Annotated in this window: 18 protein-coding genes; 10 read left to right on the top strand and 8 right to left on the bottom strand. The window is 57.9% G+C overall.

Annotated features, from left to right (window positions below):
• The 10 genes from I9187_RS06355 to I9187_RS06315 all read left to right on the top strand — a co-directional run bounded on the left by I9187_RS06355 (position 1) and on the right by I9187_RS06315 (position 9197).
• The gene (locus I9187_RS06355) at positions 1-555 is read left to right on the top strand and encodes a DUF3305 domain-containing protein (protein ID WP_171619223.1); all 555 of its coding nucleotides are present in this window, start codon (positions 1-3) and stop codon (positions 553-555) included.
• Positions 552-1136 carry a DUF3306 domain-containing protein gene (locus I9187_RS06350; RefSeq protein ID WP_171711949.1) on the top strand — a complete coding sequence of 195 codons (585 nt, stop codon included), beginning with the start codon at positions 552-554 and terminating at the stop codon, positions 1134-1136. Before I9187_RS06355 ends, I9187_RS06350 begins: the two co-directional genes overlap by 4 nt.
• A 3-nt stretch (positions 1137-1139) precedes the next feature.
• The gene (locus I9187_RS06345; protein WP_171174561.1) at positions 1140-1751 is read left to right on the top strand and encodes a molecular chaperone TorD family protein; all 612 of its coding nucleotides are present in this window, start codon (positions 1140-1142) and stop codon (positions 1749-1751) included.
• Positions 1752-1809: 58 nt separating this feature from the next.
• Positions 1810-1998 carry a ubiquinol-cytochrome c reductase iron-sulfur subunit N-terminal domain-containing protein gene (locus I9187_RS06340; protein ID WP_170376587.1) on the top strand — a complete coding sequence of 63 codons (189 nt, stop codon included), beginning with the start codon at positions 1810-1812 and terminating at the stop codon, positions 1996-1998.
• 133 nt (positions 1999-2131) lie between these two features.
• Positions 2132-5026 carry a formate dehydrogenase subunit alpha gene (locus I9187_RS06335; protein ID WP_171174563.1) on the top strand — a complete coding sequence of 965 codons (2895 nt, stop codon included), beginning with the start codon at positions 2132-2134 and terminating at the stop codon, positions 5024-5026.
• Positions 5027-5042: 16 nt separating this feature from the next.
• Entirely contained in the window at positions 5043-5639 is a 597-nt protein-coding gene (fdh3B, locus tag I9187_RS06330; RefSeq protein ID WP_039530246.1) for a formate dehydrogenase FDH3 subunit beta, read from the top strand.
• 74 nt (positions 5640-5713) lie between these two features.
• Positions 5714-6922 (top strand): formate dehydrogenase subunit gamma, encoded by a 1209-nt coding sequence (locus I9187_RS06325; protein WP_171174565.1) that lies wholly within the window; start codon positions 5714-5716, stop codon positions 6920-6922.
• Entirely contained in the window at positions 6923-8185 is a 1263-nt protein-coding gene (locus tag I9187_RS06320; RefSeq protein WP_209509229.1) for a c-type cytochrome, read from the top strand.
• Between the two features lie 13 nt (positions 8186-8198).
• Complete coding sequence (locus I9187_RS22080) at positions 8199-8324, top strand: hypothetical protein (protein ID WP_256368496.1); 126 nt, start codon at positions 8199-8201, stop codon at positions 8322-8324.
• A complete protein-coding gene (locus I9187_RS06315) occupies positions 8325-9197 on the top strand; it encodes a helix-turn-helix transcriptional regulator (protein ID WP_171174569.1) in 873 nt (290 codons plus the stop codon). It begins immediately after the preceding gene.
• Between the two features lie 64 nt (positions 9198-9261).
• On the opposite strand, the gene I9187_RS06310 is transcribed toward I9187_RS06315, so the two are convergent.
• The 8 genes from I9187_RS06310 to I9187_RS06275 all read right to left on the bottom strand — a co-directional run bounded on the left by I9187_RS06310 (position 9262) and on the right by I9187_RS06275 (position 15743).
• A complete protein-coding gene (locus I9187_RS06310; protein WP_171174571.1) occupies positions 9262-10077 on the bottom strand; it encodes a substrate-binding domain-containing protein in 816 nt (271 codons plus the stop codon).
• A 21-nt stretch (positions 10078-10098) separates the two neighbouring features.
• Positions 10099-10833, bottom strand: a complete 735-nt coding sequence (locus I9187_RS06305) for an ATP-binding cassette domain-containing protein (RefSeq protein ID WP_171237428.1) — start codon at positions 10831-10833, stop codon at positions 10099-10101.
• Positions 10826-11539: an ABC transporter permease gene (locus tag I9187_RS06300; protein ID WP_171174576.1), complete on the bottom strand. Its 714-nt coding sequence runs from the start codon at positions 11537-11539 to the stop codon at positions 10826-10828. The genes I9187_RS06305 and I9187_RS06300 overlap by 8 nt, the downstream gene beginning before the upstream one ends.
• Before the next feature lie 158 nt (positions 11540-11697).
• Positions 11698-12693: an ABC transporter substrate-binding protein gene (locus I9187_RS06295; RefSeq protein WP_171174578.1), complete on the bottom strand. Its 996-nt coding sequence runs from the start codon at positions 12691-12693 to the stop codon at positions 11698-11700.
• A gap of 63 nt (positions 12694-12756) precedes the next feature.
• Positions 12757-13602: an ABC transporter permease gene (locus tag I9187_RS06290; RefSeq protein WP_209940115.1), complete on the bottom strand. Its 846-nt coding sequence runs from the start codon at positions 13600-13602 to the stop codon at positions 12757-12759.
• Complete coding sequence (locus tag I9187_RS06285) at positions 13599-14516, bottom strand: ABC transporter permease (protein ID WP_171174583.1); 918 nt, start codon at positions 14514-14516, stop codon at positions 13599-13601. Before I9187_RS06285 ends, I9187_RS06290 begins: the two co-directional genes overlap by 4 nt.
• On the bottom strand, positions 14513-14956 hold the full coding sequence (locus tag I9187_RS06280; protein ID WP_171174585.1) for a GNAT family N-acetyltransferase: 444 nt from the start codon (positions 14954-14956) through the stop codon (positions 14513-14515). Before I9187_RS06280 ends, I9187_RS06285 begins: the two co-directional genes overlap by 4 nt.
• Positions 14946-15743 (bottom strand): ABC transporter ATP-binding protein, encoded by a 798-nt coding sequence (locus I9187_RS06275; RefSeq protein ID WP_171619237.1) that lies wholly within the window; start codon positions 15741-15743, stop codon positions 14946-14948. Before I9187_RS06275 ends, I9187_RS06280 begins: the two co-directional genes overlap by 11 nt.
• Positions 15744-15772: the final 29 nt, after the last annotated feature.

Raw genomic sequence — 15772 nt, 5'->3', positions numbered from 1 at the left:
GTGGCCAAGGCCGCAAGCCAGATCGAAATGCCAGTTGGCGTCATAGTGCGCAAGAAACCCGGGATCACACGTTGGGCCCGATGGAGTTGGCGTGCCATAGCCGTTTTGCCGGGTGCTGGTCCTGCCGATTGGCAGGAATTGCGTCGTGAAGGCGATGCGGTTGAATACCATGCAGCCACCCTGCCCCTGACCCTTTGGGCGGATGAGACCGAAGCCTACATGGTCAACCTGTCAGACGGACAACCCTCGCTTTATCTGGTGTTGCGGGATGAATTGAAGGGGGACGTCCCTTTGAACGCGGTGCTTATCACGGCCTCGCCTTTTGAGGGGCAGGACTATGCCGACACAGGTGAAGAGATCGTCGAAAAGATCCCCATGACCGAAGGGCTGATTGCCTGGGTGCGGGATTTCGCGCTCAAACATCATAAAGACGAAGTTTTCATCAAGCGCCGCCGCGACAAGAAACGCACGGATTTGGTCGAGGACGGCAAGGGCGACCCACGGATCAGACAGGCCTCGGATGTCTACCGCGCACCTCGGAGGCTTGTGCAATGACCCAGGCGCGCGATTTCTGGTCCCGTCGCAAGGCCGCCGTACAGGCAGAAGCCGAAGCTGAGGTCATAGCGGCAGAAGAACACGTCATAGCCGCACAACACGCCGAACTGGAAGAAAAGACTGACGCCGACATTCTGGCCGAGTTAAACCTGCCTGACCCGGATAAATTACAGGCGGGCGACGATGTCACGGGGTTCATGGCCAAGGCGGTGCCTGATCGGTTGCGTCGCCGGGCCTTGCGCCGGTTGTGGCGACTGAATCCGGTTCTGGCCAACGTGGACGGTCTGGTTGATTACGGCGAAGACTATACCGACGCAGCTTGTGTGATCGAAAACCTTCAGACCGCCTACCAGGTGGGCAAAGGGATGCTGGCCCATGTCGAGGCCTTGGCCGCAAGTGAAGACGACACCGAAGAGGAAACCCCCTCGGAGGATGAACCAATGTCCGAACCCTCGGTCGCCATGGAAGAAACAGAAGCCGCCCCCACAACACCTGAAGTGGATTTGGCCGAAGCCTACACGCAGGAAGAGGTCGAACTGCCCCCGTCCCCGCGCCGCATGAGATTTGAATTCGAAGGATAACCCATGACCGCAGATAACGCGCAGACTTTAGACATTTCAGCCGAAGACCGGCTGCGCGCGGATTTTTACAATTTTCTGGGTTTGCTTTTGGCCGGCCCGCCTGATCAGTTGCTTCTGGACCAGATGTCGGGGCTGAGCGGAGACGACACTGATCTGGGCCAAGCCATTCAGGCTATGGCGCGTGTTGCCAAGGTGACCAAGCCCGCCGCTGCCGAGCGTGAGTTCAACGCGCTATTCATTGGTTTGGGACGTGGCGAATTACTGCCTTACGCCAGTTTTTATCTGACCGGGTTCCTGAACGAAAAACCTTTGGCGCAATTGCGCAATGATATGGCTGTTCGCGGGATCACCCGTACGCAGAACGTTTTTGAACCCGAAGACAACGTTGCCTCACTGATGGAGATGATGGCAGGCATGATCGTAGGCCGTTTCGGATCGCCGGCGACGTTAGAAGACCAGAAAACGTTCTGGAACAAACATATCGGCCCCTGGGCCGCACATTTCTATTCGGATTTGGAAGCCGCCGAAGCGTCGGTTCTCTATGCCTCGGTCGGCACCGCCGGTCGAGTGTTCATGGAAATCGAACGCGAGGCCTTCCGAATGATGGCGGCATAACCCGCCACTCGCCAGCGCCTGAATTGGCGCTAGATCGCAAATGGGAGAGGAGAAGCCCATGAGCAAGACCAAGGAAGAAGGCGCAACGCGCCGCGACTTCCTCAAACTGGCCGGAACCGCAGCGCCCGCTGCCGTTGCCGCCGCCAGCCTGAGCGGTCAAGCCGAAGCAGCCGAGCTGCCGACGGACGAGACCCGCATGCAAGATACAGCGCATACCCGCGCATATCTGGAAAGCGCGCGCTTCTAAGCCGCCTCGACTGCGCCCGGCGCACCAGCCGGACGATGTCACTTACCCGACTGACGGTTGCGATTGGCCCTGACGTCGGTTTCGCAGTTACCAAGCCAGCCGTGATCCTCATGGCCAGCAAGGGAGGAAAGAAATGCTTAGGAAAAAGACCAACGGGGTTGCGAGACGCCCCCAGCGGACAAGTATCCTGTCCCAGATCGGCGAGAAAACCGTCGATCGCCGCGCATTCCTGCGTGGCTCGGGCCTGACGATCGGCGGCCTTGCCGCGATCAGCGCCACGGGTGGAACCGTGACGCCTGCCAGCGCCCAAACAGCGGCCAACACCGCCGTTGAGAATATTAAATCCGTATGCACCCACTGTTCGGTCGGCTGTACCGTTGTTGCCGAAGTGCAGAACGGTGTCTGGGTCGGGCAAGAACCCGGCTGGGACAGCCCGTTCAACCTGGGTGCGCATTGCGCCAAAGGGGCCTCGGTCCGCGAGCACGCCCATGGCGAACGCCGCCTCAAGTATCCGATGAAAAAGGAAGGCGGCGAGTGGAAGCGCATCAGCTGGGAAGAGGCGATCAACGAGATCGGCGACGGCATGATGAACATCCGCCAGGAATCCGGGCCGGACAGCGTGTACTGGTTGGGCTCGGCCAAGCACAATAACGAACAGGCCTATCTGTTCCGCAAGTTCGCCGCCTACTGGGGCACGAACAACGTGGACCATCAGGCCCGTATCTGCCACTCGACCACTGTTGCGGGTGTTGCGAATACATGGGGCTACGGCGCCATGACCAATTCGTACAATGACATCCACAACTCACGGGCCATCTTCATCATCGGCGGCAACCCGGCCGAGGCGCATCCCGTCTCGCTGCTTCATGTTCTGCGCGCGAAAGAGCAGAATAACGCACCGCTGATCGTCTGCGACCCGCGCTTTACGCGCACCGCGGCGCATGCGGATGAATATGTCCGCTTCCGTCCCGGTACAGACGTTGCTCTGATCTGGGGCATTCTGTGGCACATCTTCGACAACGGCTGGGAGGACAAAGAGTTCATCCGCACCCGTGTCTGGGGAATGGACCAGATCCGCACCGAGGTCGCCAACTGGAACCCGGAAGAGACCGAGCGTGTAACCGGCGTGCCCGGCTCGCAGCTCAAGCGCGTTGCCCGGACCATGGTCAACAACCGCCCCGGCACAGTCATCTGGTGTATGGGTGGTACGCAGCACACCAACGGCAACAACAACACCCGCGCTTACTGCGTGCTCCAGCTTGCTTTGGGCAACATGGGCACTTCGGGGGGTGGCACCAACATCTTCCGTGGTCATGACAACGTGCAGGGCGCAACGGACCTTGGTGTTCTGTCCCACACCCTGCCTGGCTATTACGGCCTGTCCAAGGGTGCATGGGGTCATTGGGCTCGTGTCTGGGGTGAAGATCCCGAATGGCTGGCGGGCCAGTTCGCCACGATCAAGGACAAGGAAGGCAAGGATAAACCGCTTCAGAACGAGCGCGGCATCCCGGTCTCCCGCTGGATCGACGGTGTTCTGGAAGACCCGGCCAACATGGATCAGGACAACAATGTCCGCGCCATGGTTCTGTGGGGCCACGCGCCCAACTCGCAGACCCGCATGACGGAAATGAAGACGGCGATGGAGAAGCTGGACATGCTGGTCGTGATCGACCCGTATCCCACCGTCTCGGCCGTGCTGCATGACCGCACCGATGGCGTCTACCTGTTGCCCGCCTGTACGCAGTTCGAAACCCGTGGCTCGGTCACGGCATCGAACCGGTCGCTACAATGGCGCGACAAGGTGGTAGAACCGCTGTTCGAAAGCCTGCCGGACGAGGTCATTATGGCCAAGTTCGCCAACAAGTTTGGCTGGGCGGATCGGTTGTTCCGCAATATCGAGATGGACGATCCGGAAACCCCCAATGTTGAAAGCATCACGCGTGAGTTCAACGCGGGTCTCTGGACCATCGGATATACCGGTCAATCGCCAGAACGTTTGAAAAGCCATATGGCCAACCAGCACACGTTCGACAGAACCACGCTGCAAGCCATTGGTGGGCCCAACGACGGCGAATATTACGGTCTGCCCTGGCCCTGCTGGGGAACACCGGAGATGGGTCATACGGGGACACCAAACCTCTATGACATGTCCAAACCGGTGGCCGAAGGTGGCCTGACCTTCCGTGCGCGCTTTGGCGTGGAGCGGGATGGCGACAACCTGTTGGCCGAAGGGGTCTATAGCGTTGGATCGGAAATTCAGGATGGATATCCCGAGTTCACGATGCAGATGCTGATGGACCTTGGTTGGGATGGCGATCTGACGGCCGAGGAACGCGCAGCCATCGACGCCGTTGCGGGACCAGAGACCAACTGGAAAACCGACCTGTCCGGCGGTATCCAGAGGGTCGCGATCGAGCATGGCTGTGCGCCCTTCGGGAACGCCAAAGCCCGCGCGGTTGTCTGGACCTTCCCGGATCCGATCCCACTGCATCGCGAGCCGCTTTATACGAACCGGCGCGACCTGGTGGAGGACTATCCGACCTACGAGGACCGGCACGCATATCGCCTGCCCACCCTTTATGCTTCGATTCAGAAGAACGACTTTTCAAAGGATTACCCGATAATCCTAACGTCAGGTCGTCTGGTCGAATATGAAGGCGGCGGGGATGAAACACGGTCGAACCCGTGGCTGGCCGAGCTTCAGCAGGACATGTTCGTCGAGATCAATCCACGCGATGCCAACAACCTTGGTATTCGCGACGGATCACAGGTCTGGGTCGAAGGTCCTGAAGGCGGCAAGGTCAAGGTGATGGCGATGCTGACCAACAGGGTCGGTGCCGGCGTGGCCTTCATGCCGTTCCACTTTGGCGGCCATTTCCAGGGCGAGGACCTGAGGGAGAAATACCCGAAAGGTGCCGATCCCTATGTGCTGGGTGAAAGTACCAACACCGCCCAGACCTATGGCTATGATTCCGTGACCCAGATGCAAGAGACCAAAGCGACTCTTTGCAAAATCTGGTCAGCGTAAGGGAGGAGAAGAGAACATGGCAGCAAGAGCAAAGTTTCTCTGCGACGCCGAACGCTGCATCGAGTGCAATGCCTGCGTCACCGCGTGTAAGAACGAACACGAGGTGCCGTGGGGCGTGAACCGCCGCAGGGTGGTAACGATCAATGACGGTGACCCGGGCGAACGCTCGATTTCGGTGGCCTGTATGCATTGCTCGGATGCGCCCTGCATGGCGGTGTGCCCGGTCGACTGCTTCTATCAGAATGAAGAAGGGGTCGTCCTACACTCCAAGGACCTGTGCATTGGTTGTGGTTATTGCTTCTACGCGTGCCCGTTCGGCGCGCCGCAATACCCGCAGGCGGGCAACTTCGGATCGCGTGGAAAGATGGACAAATGTACCTTCTGCGCTGGTGGTCCCGAGGAAACGCACTCGACCGCAGAGTTCGCCAAATATGGTCGCAACCGGATCGCCGAGGGCAAACTGCCCATCTGCGCCGAAATGTGTTCCACCAAGGCCCTGCTCGCTGGTGACGGCGACGTTGTGTCGGCCATCTACCGCGAGCGTGTTGTCGCCCGTGGCTTCGGGTCCGGCGCATGGGGTTGGGGCACCGCCTACGACCAGAAAGACGGCTAGGACCGTCTTTGATGAACCAAACAGGCGACCCGCATCCGTGGGTCGCCTGATCAGGGATTTTGACCGAGGTTCAGATGTTCCGCTTACTCATCGCATTGCTGTTCACCATTGGGCTGGCACAGGCCACCGTTGCGCAAACAAACGAAGCTGGGGAACCAGCCACCACGAATGAGCGCGCCTCGACCGGTGGTGCGACCACGCTTGAGGATATTCTCGCGCGTCAACGCGGCGAAAAAGTAGATAACACCTATCGCTCGGAAAACACTGGCCAAGGCAATGTCGAAGGCCTTCTGGGCCAGTTTGGACCCAGCGGCGTATCGTCCGACAGTGATGTATACCGCGCGCTGCGCTTTGGCTCGGCGGACGTCACCGTGTCCTCGCGCGGACCTGCCGACAGTGTGCTGATCCAAGACGGCGGCATTTGGTGGTGGGAATTCCGCACAGGGCCGTTACGCGAATATGGCGGTTACATCATCGCTGGAATGCTGGCCATCATCGTTCTGTTTTTCCTGATCCGAGGCAAGATTCGCATCGACGGAGAAAAGACCGGCCGTACCGTTCTGCGCTTCACCAGTTTTGAACGTTTCGGGCATTGGCTGTTTGCAGGATCATTCATCGTGCTTGCGATCACCGGCCTGCTGACACTCTATGGCCGCGACTTCCTGATTCCGATCTTCGGCAAGGAAGGTTTCGCAACCATCGCGCAAGGCTGCAAATGGCTTCACAACAATCTGGCATGGGCCTTCATGCTGGGGCTGATCATCATCACGGTGAATTGGATTGCCCATAACATCCCCAACCGCACAGACCTGAAATGGCTGGCTGCCGGTGGGGGTTTATTCAGCAAAAACAGCCACCCACCCGCCAAGAAATTCAACGCAGGTCAAAAAATCATCTTCTGGGCCTGCATACTGCTGGGAGTCTCGATCAGCCTGTCCGGCCTGTCGCTGCTGTTTCCGTTTGAATTGCCGATGTTCGCCAAGACCTTCTCGGTTGCCAATGCCACCGGCATTCCACAGGCGCTTGGTCTGAACCTGCCCGTGCAAATGTCGCCTCAGGAAGAGATGCAATACGCCCAAGTCTGGCACGTGATGGTCGCTTATGTCTTCATCGCCATCATCATCGCGCATATCTACCTCGGCTCGGTCGGGATGGAGGGCGCGTTTGATGCAATGGGTACTGGTGAAGTCGAAGAGCAATGGGCGCGCGAACACCACTCGTTGTGGCTGGAAGAGGTGCAGGAAAAAGAGGCTGGCAAGGCAGCGGCCTCACCCGCCGAATAGATGCGCTGGCTGATCCTTGCCTGTGCGTTGATCCCCCTGCCCGCATGGGCGGAGTTCTTCACGCTCAAAGGTCATGGCGGGCCGATCATGGGTATCGCAACGGCCCCTGATGGACGGATCGCAACAGCCAGTTTCGACAATTCTGTCGGGCTATGGTCGGACCAGACACCCGAATGGCTGGAAGGTCACGAAGCAGCCGTCAACGCGGTCGTCTTCAACGGTACAGCAATTTATTCCGCCGGAGACGATTTTACCCTCCGCCGCTGGCCGGGCGGAGAGATCGTCGGCCAACACAAAGGCAAGATCGTTTCTGTAGCTGCCTCAAAAACGCATGTCGCAACGGCCAGTTGGGACGGAACAATCGGATTATGGCCCGTCGATGGCACTGCCCCCGCCCTGTTCGGCCCCACGGGCAGTGGCGTGAATGCGGTCACTTTTTCACCGGATGGATCAAAGCTTTTTTCCGCTGGCGTCGATGGGTCCTTACGCGTGTGGGATGTCGCAACCGGCGAAGAAACGGACCGGCTGGTTGAGCACGGATTTGGCATCAACGAATTGATTTTCAACGCGCAGGAAAACTGGATCGCCTATGGCGCGGTGGACGGGGTGACGCGCATCCTCGATCTGACAACCGGTGAAGAACGCGACTTCACTCTGGACCGCCGCCCGATCCTGGCCCTTGCGCTCAGCCCGGACCGAAGCCTTTTGGCGGTCGGTGACGGCGAAGGCTATATCATGATGATCGACACGACCGAATGGCGCATCACGCAGGATTTCCGCGCAACGCTGCGCGGACCGGTCTGGGCGCTGTCATTCTCTGATGATGGCCAGAACATCCATGCAGGGGGCATAGACGCGGCGATGTACAGCTGGCCCGTGGGTGCGCTGTCGGATGAACAGCAAATGGCTTCGACCGAGCCCAGTTTTCTGAAAGATCCCGACGAAATGGAGAATGGCGAACGTCAATTCGCCCGCAAATGCTCGATCTGCCACAGCCTGACACCCGAAGGCGAACGTCGGGCGGGTCCAACACTGCACGGTATCTTTGGGCGACCCGCCGGATCGCTGCCGGGATATTTGTACTCGGATACGCTGCAAGACTCTGATATTGTTTGGAATGAACAAACAATAAATGCCCTTTTCGATAAGGGGCCGGATCATTACATTCCGGGGTCGAAGATGCCGATGCAACGGATTACAGAACAGCAGGACCGGGACGACCTGATCGCTTTTCTGCGCCGTGCGACGGACGACCAGAACTGAACCGGAGGAGACTATGAAAGCCTTTTTAGCCGCGGTTGTCGCGATGGTCGTGATTACAGTTGCAGCCCCGACGACGTTGGACCAGATCGGGTTCAGCGCCGCGGACAGCACATCTGGTTCTGCGGTGCGCCTGGACTGAATGTCTCAATACCTGACCACCCGCGAACTGGCCGATCTTTTGCGCATTGGCGAGCGTAAAGCCTATGACCTTGCCTCATCCGGCGAGGTGCCTTGTGTGCGCGCCATGGGCAAGCTTTTGTTCCCACGGGCCGAGATCATCGCCTGGCTCAACGCGTCACGGTCTGGGCCTCAAGTGGCGGAACCGCCCCTGCCCCCGATCGTTGCTGGCAGCCATGATCCCCTTCTGGACTGGGCATTGCGCGAAAGCGGATCGGGGCTGGCAACGTATTATGATGGCTCTTTCGACGGATTGACACGATTGAGCGAGCGCAGCGCGCAGGCCGCTGTGCTGCACATCCACGAGGACGGTGGGTTCAATACCAAATCCCTGCGCGACTCATTGGGCGAAGCCCCGGTGATCCTCTATGAAGTCGCCCGTCGAGAACGCGGTTTGTTACTGGCACCGGGCGCATTGGACATCAGATCGTTCCAGGACCTCAAATCGCGACGCATCATCCTGCGGCAAGACAGTGCAGCCAGCCAGCACTTGTTCAATGCGCAACTTGAAGCACATAACCTAACTTACGACGATTTTGACACTTTTCCCGGCCGCGCCCGCACCGAAGAAGAGTTGGCCATCGCCCTGCACGATCAAAAGGCCGAAGCAGGCTTTGGCCTGGGTGCTTTGGCCGGGCTTTACAACCTCGGCTTTGTCCCCACCCATTCCGAAAGACTGGACCTGGCGATCTGGCGCAGATCGTTTTTCGATCCACCGATGCAAAAACTGATGTCGCTGCTACGCTCGGATCATTTCACACAACGGGCCCGCGAATTCGGCGGTTATGACCTGTCGGGCCTCGGTACGATCCATCACAATGGTGCCAGCGGCTGATCCTCCGCCAACCGCTTCATCTTTTCAGAAATACTCGCCCCGCAGGTGTTGGCTGCAGGCCAACTTATTGGGCATTGGGGAAAAACACCTGCTGTCCCTCCAGCCTGAAGGACGCGATCGCCTCCTGCCCGTCCGGCCCCGTCAACCAGTCGATAAAGCGTTGACCGGATGCCGCCCGCACATGTTGGTGCTTTTCCGGGTTCACAAGGATCACACCGTATTGATTAAACAGGCGCGGATCGCCTTCGACCAACACCTCTAGATTGCCTCTGTTGCCAAAAGACAGCCACGTGGCCCGGTCTGTAAGTGTATAGGCGTCCATGCCCCCGGCCACGTTCAGGGTCGCGCCCATACCCGATCCGGTTTCACGATACCACGTGCCGGAAGCACCCTTTGGATCAAGCCCGGCAGACGACCAATGGCCCAGCTCGGCCTTATGCGTCCCACTGTCATCGCCACGCGATGCAAAAGGGGCTTCGGCCTCTGCAATGGCCGTCAGAGCAACCAGTATATCGGTGCCTCCACGAATACCGGCCGGGTCAGATTTTGGGCCGACCAGAACAAAATCGTTATACATCAGGTCTTTTCGCTCAACGCCCCAGCCGTCCGCGACAAATTTCTCTTCGACTGGTTTGGCGTGGACCAGCAGAACGTCCCCGTCCCCGTTGACTGCATTGCGAATGGCCTGACCTGTTCCAACCGCGACAACGCGCACATCTATGCCAGACTCAGCCTCGAACCACGGCAATATGTGTTCCAACAGTCCAGAATTCTGCGTCGATGTCGTGGATTGAACAACAATGAACGGCGTTTCTGCTGAAACCCCCCCTGCCGATAGGCCAAGTGCAACTGCTGCTGCCCGAATAAATGCCCGGAACATCATGTTCTCCGTCTTTTCTTATTAAGTAACCAACCCACCCGCCAGATAGCGACGCGATGCTTCGCTTTCGGGGGCATCCAATACCTGTTTCGCGGGCCCATGTTCTACCACTTGACCGCCCTGCATCATGACAATATCCGCAGCCAAACGTCGCGCCTGTCCGATGTCATGTGTCACCATAACGATCCGCACCCCACGTGCCGAGGCGCGCCGGATCATCCGCTCGATCATTTGTGTGGCGCTCGGGTCCAGGGCACTGGTCGGTTCATCCAGAAACAGAGTTTCGGGCTCAGTCGCCAGGGCGCGCAGGATTGCCAGCCGCTGCGCCTCACCCCCGGAAAGTGAGCGAGCCGGCTGTCGCGCCTTGCCGTCCAGCCCCCCTTCGACCAGCAATTCGGCGATGCGTTTTTTTCTGTCTGTGCGCCCCATACTCTGACGCTTTAGAACAAAGTCCAGATTTGCAGAGACCGAACGACGCAACAAAACCGGTTGCTGGAACACCATAGCCTGGCGCGCCTTTTGTGCCGTGCTCAGCGGAAGTCCGTCCTGGACGACGCGCCCACGATCCGGTGCGATCAGACCATGCAAACAACGCAACAGCAGGCTTTTGCCTGCGCCGTTCGGACCAAGGATGAGGGTTGGTCCGGGACCATCCAGAACCAGCGACGGCACATCCAGCAACGAACGGCCTTTGCTGCGAATCCGAAGATCTTTGACCTCAAGGCGGCTCACCAAGTTGCAGATGCCATCACGCATGGCGCAACCCCTCTTGCTCGGCCTTCAAGCTTACGGCGCTGACCATTGCGTTCACCGCCACAGCAATCCCGATCAGGATCGCCCCCAATGCCAACGCCAATGCGAGGTTTCCCTTTGAAGTTTCCAACGCGATGGTTGTGGTCATCACGCGCGTCACGTGGTTGATGTTGCCCCCGACAATGATCACCGCGCCAACCTCGGCGATGGCGCGTCCGAAGCCTGCCAGCAAGGCCGTAACCAAGGCCAGCCTTGCGTCCCACAACAAAACCGGAACCGAAGCCAGCCTGGACACGCCTAGGGATCGCAACTGTTCCGAATACTCCTCGGCCAGCATCTCGATCACCTGCCGCGTCAATGCCGCGACGATTGGTGTGACCAGCACCACTTGCGCGATAATCATCGCAGTCGGCGTGTACAAAAGTTGCAGTACACCCAAAGGGCCTGAACGGGACAACATCAGATAGACCAGCAGGCCCACGACCACGGGCGGGAACCCCATCAGTGCATTCATCAGCACGATCAAAATGCGTCTTCCAGGAAACCGGGCAACGGCCAAAGCAGCCCCCACAGGCATCCCAATCAGCGCGGAAATCAGCACGGCAAACAGTGAAACCTTCAGAGACAACAGCACAATCGCCCAAAGCTCTGAGTCCCCATGCAGGATCAGAGAAATGGCAGAGTTGAATTCTGATGCAAAACTTTGCATTTTCTACCGTGATGCCTGCGTTTCGTACGAAATGCGTTTATTTTCAGATTAATACTACTCTGTTTTTCGAATGAGTACAGACACAAATCCGGCATAGGAAATATGAAACGCGGCCCCAATCGGGACCGCGTTGAAATTGTTCGGATTGACAACTTGGATCAGTTCAAGGCTGCATCCGTGATCTGGTGCGTCCAGGCACCTTCGGGCTGCTTGGTAATTGCCGGGTTCTCTGCAGAAACGGCCGAGAGCAGTGTTTTCACTGTCTGCTCGTAGTCAGCGGGATCCAGCGCACCGTCTGATCCTTCAATCAGTTTTGCGACCTCACCCATCATGTAAACCTGATGGTCCAGCTCCTGCGCGCCGGTCTCATCGAATTCCAGCACGATTTCGGCGGCCTCTTCCTGATTTTCAGCTGCATATTTCCAGCCCTTCATCGAGGCACGAACGAACCGTTCCATCTTGTCGACAAATTCAGGATCACTCAGGTTCTCTTCCATGACATACAGGCCGTCCTCGAGCATCCCAAAACCCATCTGAAGATAGTTGAAAGTCACCAGCTCTTCGGGCGTGATACCGGCCTGAAGGATCTGGCGGTACTCGTTGTACGTCATGGTGGAGATGCAATCCGCCTGCCCCTGAATCAGGGGATCTGCGGAAAACGCCTGTTTTAGAACAGTAACCCCGTTCTCGTCCGCGCCATCCGTTTCGATGCCCAAGGACGCCATCCAGGCATAGAAGGGATACTCATTGCCAAAGAACCAAACACCCATGGTGCGGCCGGGGAAATCCTCGGGCGTTTCAACGCCGGTGGACTTCAGGCAGTTGACCTGAAGCCCTCCGGTTTTGAACGGCTGTGCAATGTTTACCAGCGGAACACCGCGTTCACGCGCAGCCAAACCAGCGGCCATCCAAGTGGTGATGACGTCGGCACCACCTCCAGCAATAACCTGTTCCGGTGCGATGTCCGGACCGCCCGGTTTGATTGTGACATCAAGCCCTTCTTCGTCGTAGAAACCTTTCGCTTCTGCTACAAAGTAGCCAGCAAATTGCGCCTGCCCGACCCATTTCAACTGCAACGTCACTTCGTCCGCCGCAAGCGCCGTAGTGGCTGCCAAACTGAAGGCGGCAACCGCCCCGCTAAGTAGCTTGTTCATCTTCATATCTCCTAGTTGCTTTTGGTTGCCCCGTTTTCGAGGTCTGTTGAATTATTCCTTTTCTTATCCACGTTGTGACGGATGCCAAAACGTCACGACCTTCTCGATGCCTGCGACGAGGCCATAAAAGGCGGTGCCGGCAAGCGCTGCCACCACGATCTCGGCCCAGACCATATCAAGCGACAGCTGGCCTACGCTGGTAGAAATCCGAAAGCCCATCCCCACGATTGGCGAGCCAAAGAACTCTGCCACAATGGCTCCGATCAAAGCCAAAGTTGTTGAAATCTTCAACCCATTGAAAATGAAAGGCATCGCCGCAGGCAAACACAGTTTCACAAAACTCTGCCAATAGGTTGCGGCATAAGTCTCCATCAGATCGCGCTGCATCGCCGTGGCTTCACGCAACCCGGCCACGGTGTTGACCAGCATCGGAAAGAACACCATCACAACGACCACCGCCGCTTTGGAATGCCAATCAAACCCGAACCACATGACCAGGATCGGCGCCGTTCCAACGATGGGTAGAGCTGCTACGAAATTCCCCACAGGCAAAAGACCGAGGCGCAGGAAGTCCCACCGATCCACAGCAATGGCCATAAGAAATGCCGATCCACAGCCGATGACATATCCGCTGAGCGCACCTTTCAGAATTGTCTGAACAAAATCCGCCCACAGAATGTCAAGGCTACCGGCAAAGCGCAGCGCGATGGCGGAAGGTGCTGGCAGGATGACCAACGGAACCTCTAGTCCGCGCACCAACAGCTCCCACGCACCTACGACGGTCAGCCCGAAAATCACCGGCGCCAGAAAGCGTACGATCCGACTGTCCGCCTGCGGTCCACTGGCCAGGCGGCTGTTCAACCACCAGCCAAAAGCCCACAGCAGCAGAGCAAAGATAACCAACATCATTGCGCCATCCCCATCCGCTTCAGGACCATCCGCTCAACCAATCCGAGCAATCCAACCAGACAGGCAGCCAGAATGGCGGCCGCGAACAAGGCCGACCAAATCTGCACCGTCTGGCCATAGTAACTGCCAGCCAGCAAACGAGCACCCAGCCCGGCGACGGCCCCTGTCGGCAGTTCCCCCACGATTGCGCCGACCAAAGACGCCGCGATACCGATTTTCAACGACGTGAAAAGGTAAGGCATCGACGCAGGCAAGCGCAGTTTCCAAAAGCCTTGCGACCGGCTGGCATTATAGGTTTGCAACAGGTCCAGTTGCATCGCATCGGGGCTGCGCAGCCCTTTGACCATACCAACGACAACCGGGAAAAAGCTAAGGTAAGCCGATATGATGGCCTTGGGGATTATCCCCTGAACGCCAACCGAATACAGGACAACAATGATCATTGGTGCCAGTGCAATAATGGGGATCGTCTGGCTCACAATGGCCCATGGCATGACAGACAAATCCATCACGCGGCTATGAACGATCCCCACAGCCAGCAAGATGCCCAACCCCGTGCCGATCACAAAGCCAAGCATCGTCGCGCTGAGCGTCACCCAACCATGATAGATCAACGATCGTTTCGAGGTGATTTTCTTCTCGACAGTCGTTTCCCACAATTCAATCACGACCTGATGGGGCGAAGGCAAACGGGGTTTTTTCTTTTCCCACGCGGCGGGGATCGCAAACGTGTTGTTTACCACCAGCCCAAACTCGCCCAAGTCGCGGCGCGCGCTTGCAGTGGGCGGCTGAACCTCGGCCCCGCCACGCTCAAGCTCACTCAGAACACCTTTGATATTCATCGGAACACAAGCCGCGTACCAAATCAGGGCGATTGCAGCGACAACTGTGAGTATGGCAACGACCTGCTTCATGCGTGCCACTCCATGCGATAGACGGGCACAGTGTCTGGCGGTACCGGAGGCTCCTCTACGGTCACTTCAAACCCTTCGCGGCGGTAAAAGCGCTGCGCCGCGGTGTTGGGCCTGTGGGTCGTCAGCCAAAGAAACCCTCTTCCCTCTTTGGCGATATCGATGAACCGCTTGCCGATGCCTTGCCCCGTTCGGCTGCAATACAGCGCGCCAATCTTCTGCTGCTCGGGATCAACCGACATATAGCAATCGACCGGATCACCGGCGACCCAGATCTCACGACTTTCGAATGCATCCCGGATCAGGTTCGCCAGTTCTTCCACCGGCAATTCCTCGGGCATCCAATCTGTTTGCGTCGCCCAGTCGTGAACGACCTTGGCGCAGGACTTGACGTCACTTGGCACGGCGCGTCTGATCTTATCTGCGTTCAGTTCAGTCGTCATAGGAATGCCCCGCCCGCAGCCCATCCCTCACGCGATGCGCGACCTCGATGAATTCCGGCGTGTCACGAATGTCCAATTGCCGTTCTCTGGGTAAAGGGCTATCGATTACATCCGTGATCCGCCCCGGTCTTGGGCTCATGACCACAATCTTGGTACTAAGATACACCGCCTCGGGGATCGAGTGTGTCACGAAGCCAATTGTCTTCTCGGTCCGTGCCCACAGCGCCAAAAGCTGTTCATTCAGGTGATCGCGCACAATCTCATCCAACGCGCCGAACGGCTCGTCCATCAGCAGGATGTCGGCATCGAATGCCAAGGCCCGCGCGATGCTTGCGCGTTGCTGCATCCCACCGGATAGTTGCCAGGGAAACTTCCCCCCAAAGCCAGCAAGATCAACGAGTTCCAGGACTTTATTCACCCTCTCATCCTGTTCGGCGGCGGAATATCCCATGATCTCAAGCGGCAACTTGATGTTCTTGGAAATGGTACGCCACGGATACAAACCCGCCGCCTGAAACACATACCCATAAGCCCGTTTCCGACGCGCCTCATCGGGGGTCATGTCATTTACAGTCAGCGTGCCACCCGTAGGTGTTTCCAACGCCGCGATACAGCGTAGAAACGTGGTTTTGCCGCATCCGGACGGCCCGATAAAACTGACAAAGTCACCCTTGTCGATTGTCAGGTTCACGTCCTTGAGCGCGTGAACTGGCCCATCGTTGGTCTGGAACGTCAGGTCCAGCTGCCTTGCCTGGATGACGGGCTGGGTCGTGCTTTCAGTGTTCATTACTTTGCCTTGAAAAGAGTGGTGTCAGG

This window comes from Ruegeria sp. HKCCE4148 (assembly GCF_017872495.1).
Taxonomy (GTDB): Bacteria; Pseudomonadota; Alphaproteobacteria; order Rhodobacterales; family Rhodobacteraceae; genus Ruegeria.
This window is presented reverse-complemented; position numbering and strand designations above follow the sequence as displayed.

What these genes read in the sequence shown, in the direction of transcription:
- I9187_RS06300 (WP_171174576.1), bottom strand. Translation starts at nt 11,539, where the DNA reads ATGCAAAGTTTTGCATCAGAATTCAACTCTGCCATTTCTCTGATCCTG.
- I9187_RS06285 (WP_171174583.1), bottom strand. Translation starts at nt 14,516, where the DNA reads ATGAAGCAGGTCGTTGCCATACTCACAGTTGTCGCTGCAATCGCCCTG.
- fdh3B (WP_039530246.1), top strand. Translation starts at nt 5,043, where the DNA reads ATGGCAGCAAGAGCAAAGTTTCTCTGCGACGCCGAACGCTGCATCGAG.
- I9187_RS06345 (WP_171174561.1), top strand. Translation starts at nt 1,140, where the DNA reads ATGACCGCAGATAACGCGCAGACTTTAGACATTTCAGCCGAAGACCGG.
- I9187_RS06305 (WP_171237428.1), bottom strand. Translation starts at nt 10,833, where the DNA reads ATGCGTGATGGCATCTGCAACTTGGTGAGCCGCCTTGAGGTCAAAGAT.
- I9187_RS06310 (WP_171174571.1), bottom strand. Translation starts at nt 10,077, where the DNA reads ATGTTCCGGGCATTTATTCGGGCAGCAGCAGTTGCACTTGGCCTATCG.
- I9187_RS06275 (WP_171619237.1), bottom strand. Translation starts at nt 15,743, where the DNA reads ATGAACACTGAAAGCACGACCCAGCCCGTCATCCAGGCAAGGCAGCTG.
- I9187_RS06320 (WP_209509229.1), top strand. Translation starts at nt 6,923, where the DNA reads ATGCGCTGGCTGATCCTTGCCTGTGCGTTGATCCCCCTGCCCGCATGG.
- I9187_RS06335 (WP_171174563.1), top strand. Translation starts at nt 2,132, where the DNA reads ATGCTTAGGAAAAAGACCAACGGGGTTGCGAGACGCCCCCAGCGGACA.
- I9187_RS06280 (WP_171174585.1), bottom strand. Translation starts at nt 14,956, where the DNA reads ATGACGACTGAACTGAACGCAGATAAGATCAGACGCGCCGTGCCAAGT.
- I9187_RS06290 (WP_209940115.1), bottom strand. Translation starts at nt 13,602, where the DNA reads ATGATGTTGGTTATCTTTGCTCTGCTGCTGTGGGCTTTTGGCTGGTGG.
- I9187_RS06350 (WP_171711949.1), top strand. Translation starts at nt 552, where the DNA reads ATGACCCAGGCGCGCGATTTCTGGTCCCGTCGCAAGGCCGCCGTACAG.
- I9187_RS06325 (WP_171174565.1), top strand. Translation starts at nt 5,714, where the DNA reads ATGTTCCGCTTACTCATCGCATTGCTGTTCACCATTGGGCTGGCACAG.
- I9187_RS06315 (WP_171174569.1), top strand. Translation starts at nt 8,325, where the DNA reads ATGTCTCAATACCTGACCACCCGCGAACTGGCCGATCTTTTGCGCATT.
- I9187_RS06340 (WP_170376587.1), top strand. Translation starts at nt 1,810, where the DNA reads ATGAGCAAGACCAAGGAAGAAGGCGCAACGCGCCGCGACTTCCTCAAA.
- I9187_RS22080 (WP_256368496.1), top strand. Translation starts at nt 8,199, where the DNA reads ATGAAAGCCTTTTTAGCCGCGGTTGTCGCGATGGTCGTGATTACAGTT.
- I9187_RS06295 (WP_171174578.1), bottom strand. Translation starts at nt 12,693, where the DNA reads ATGAACAAGCTACTTAGCGGGGCGGTTGCCGCCTTCAGTTTGGCAGCC.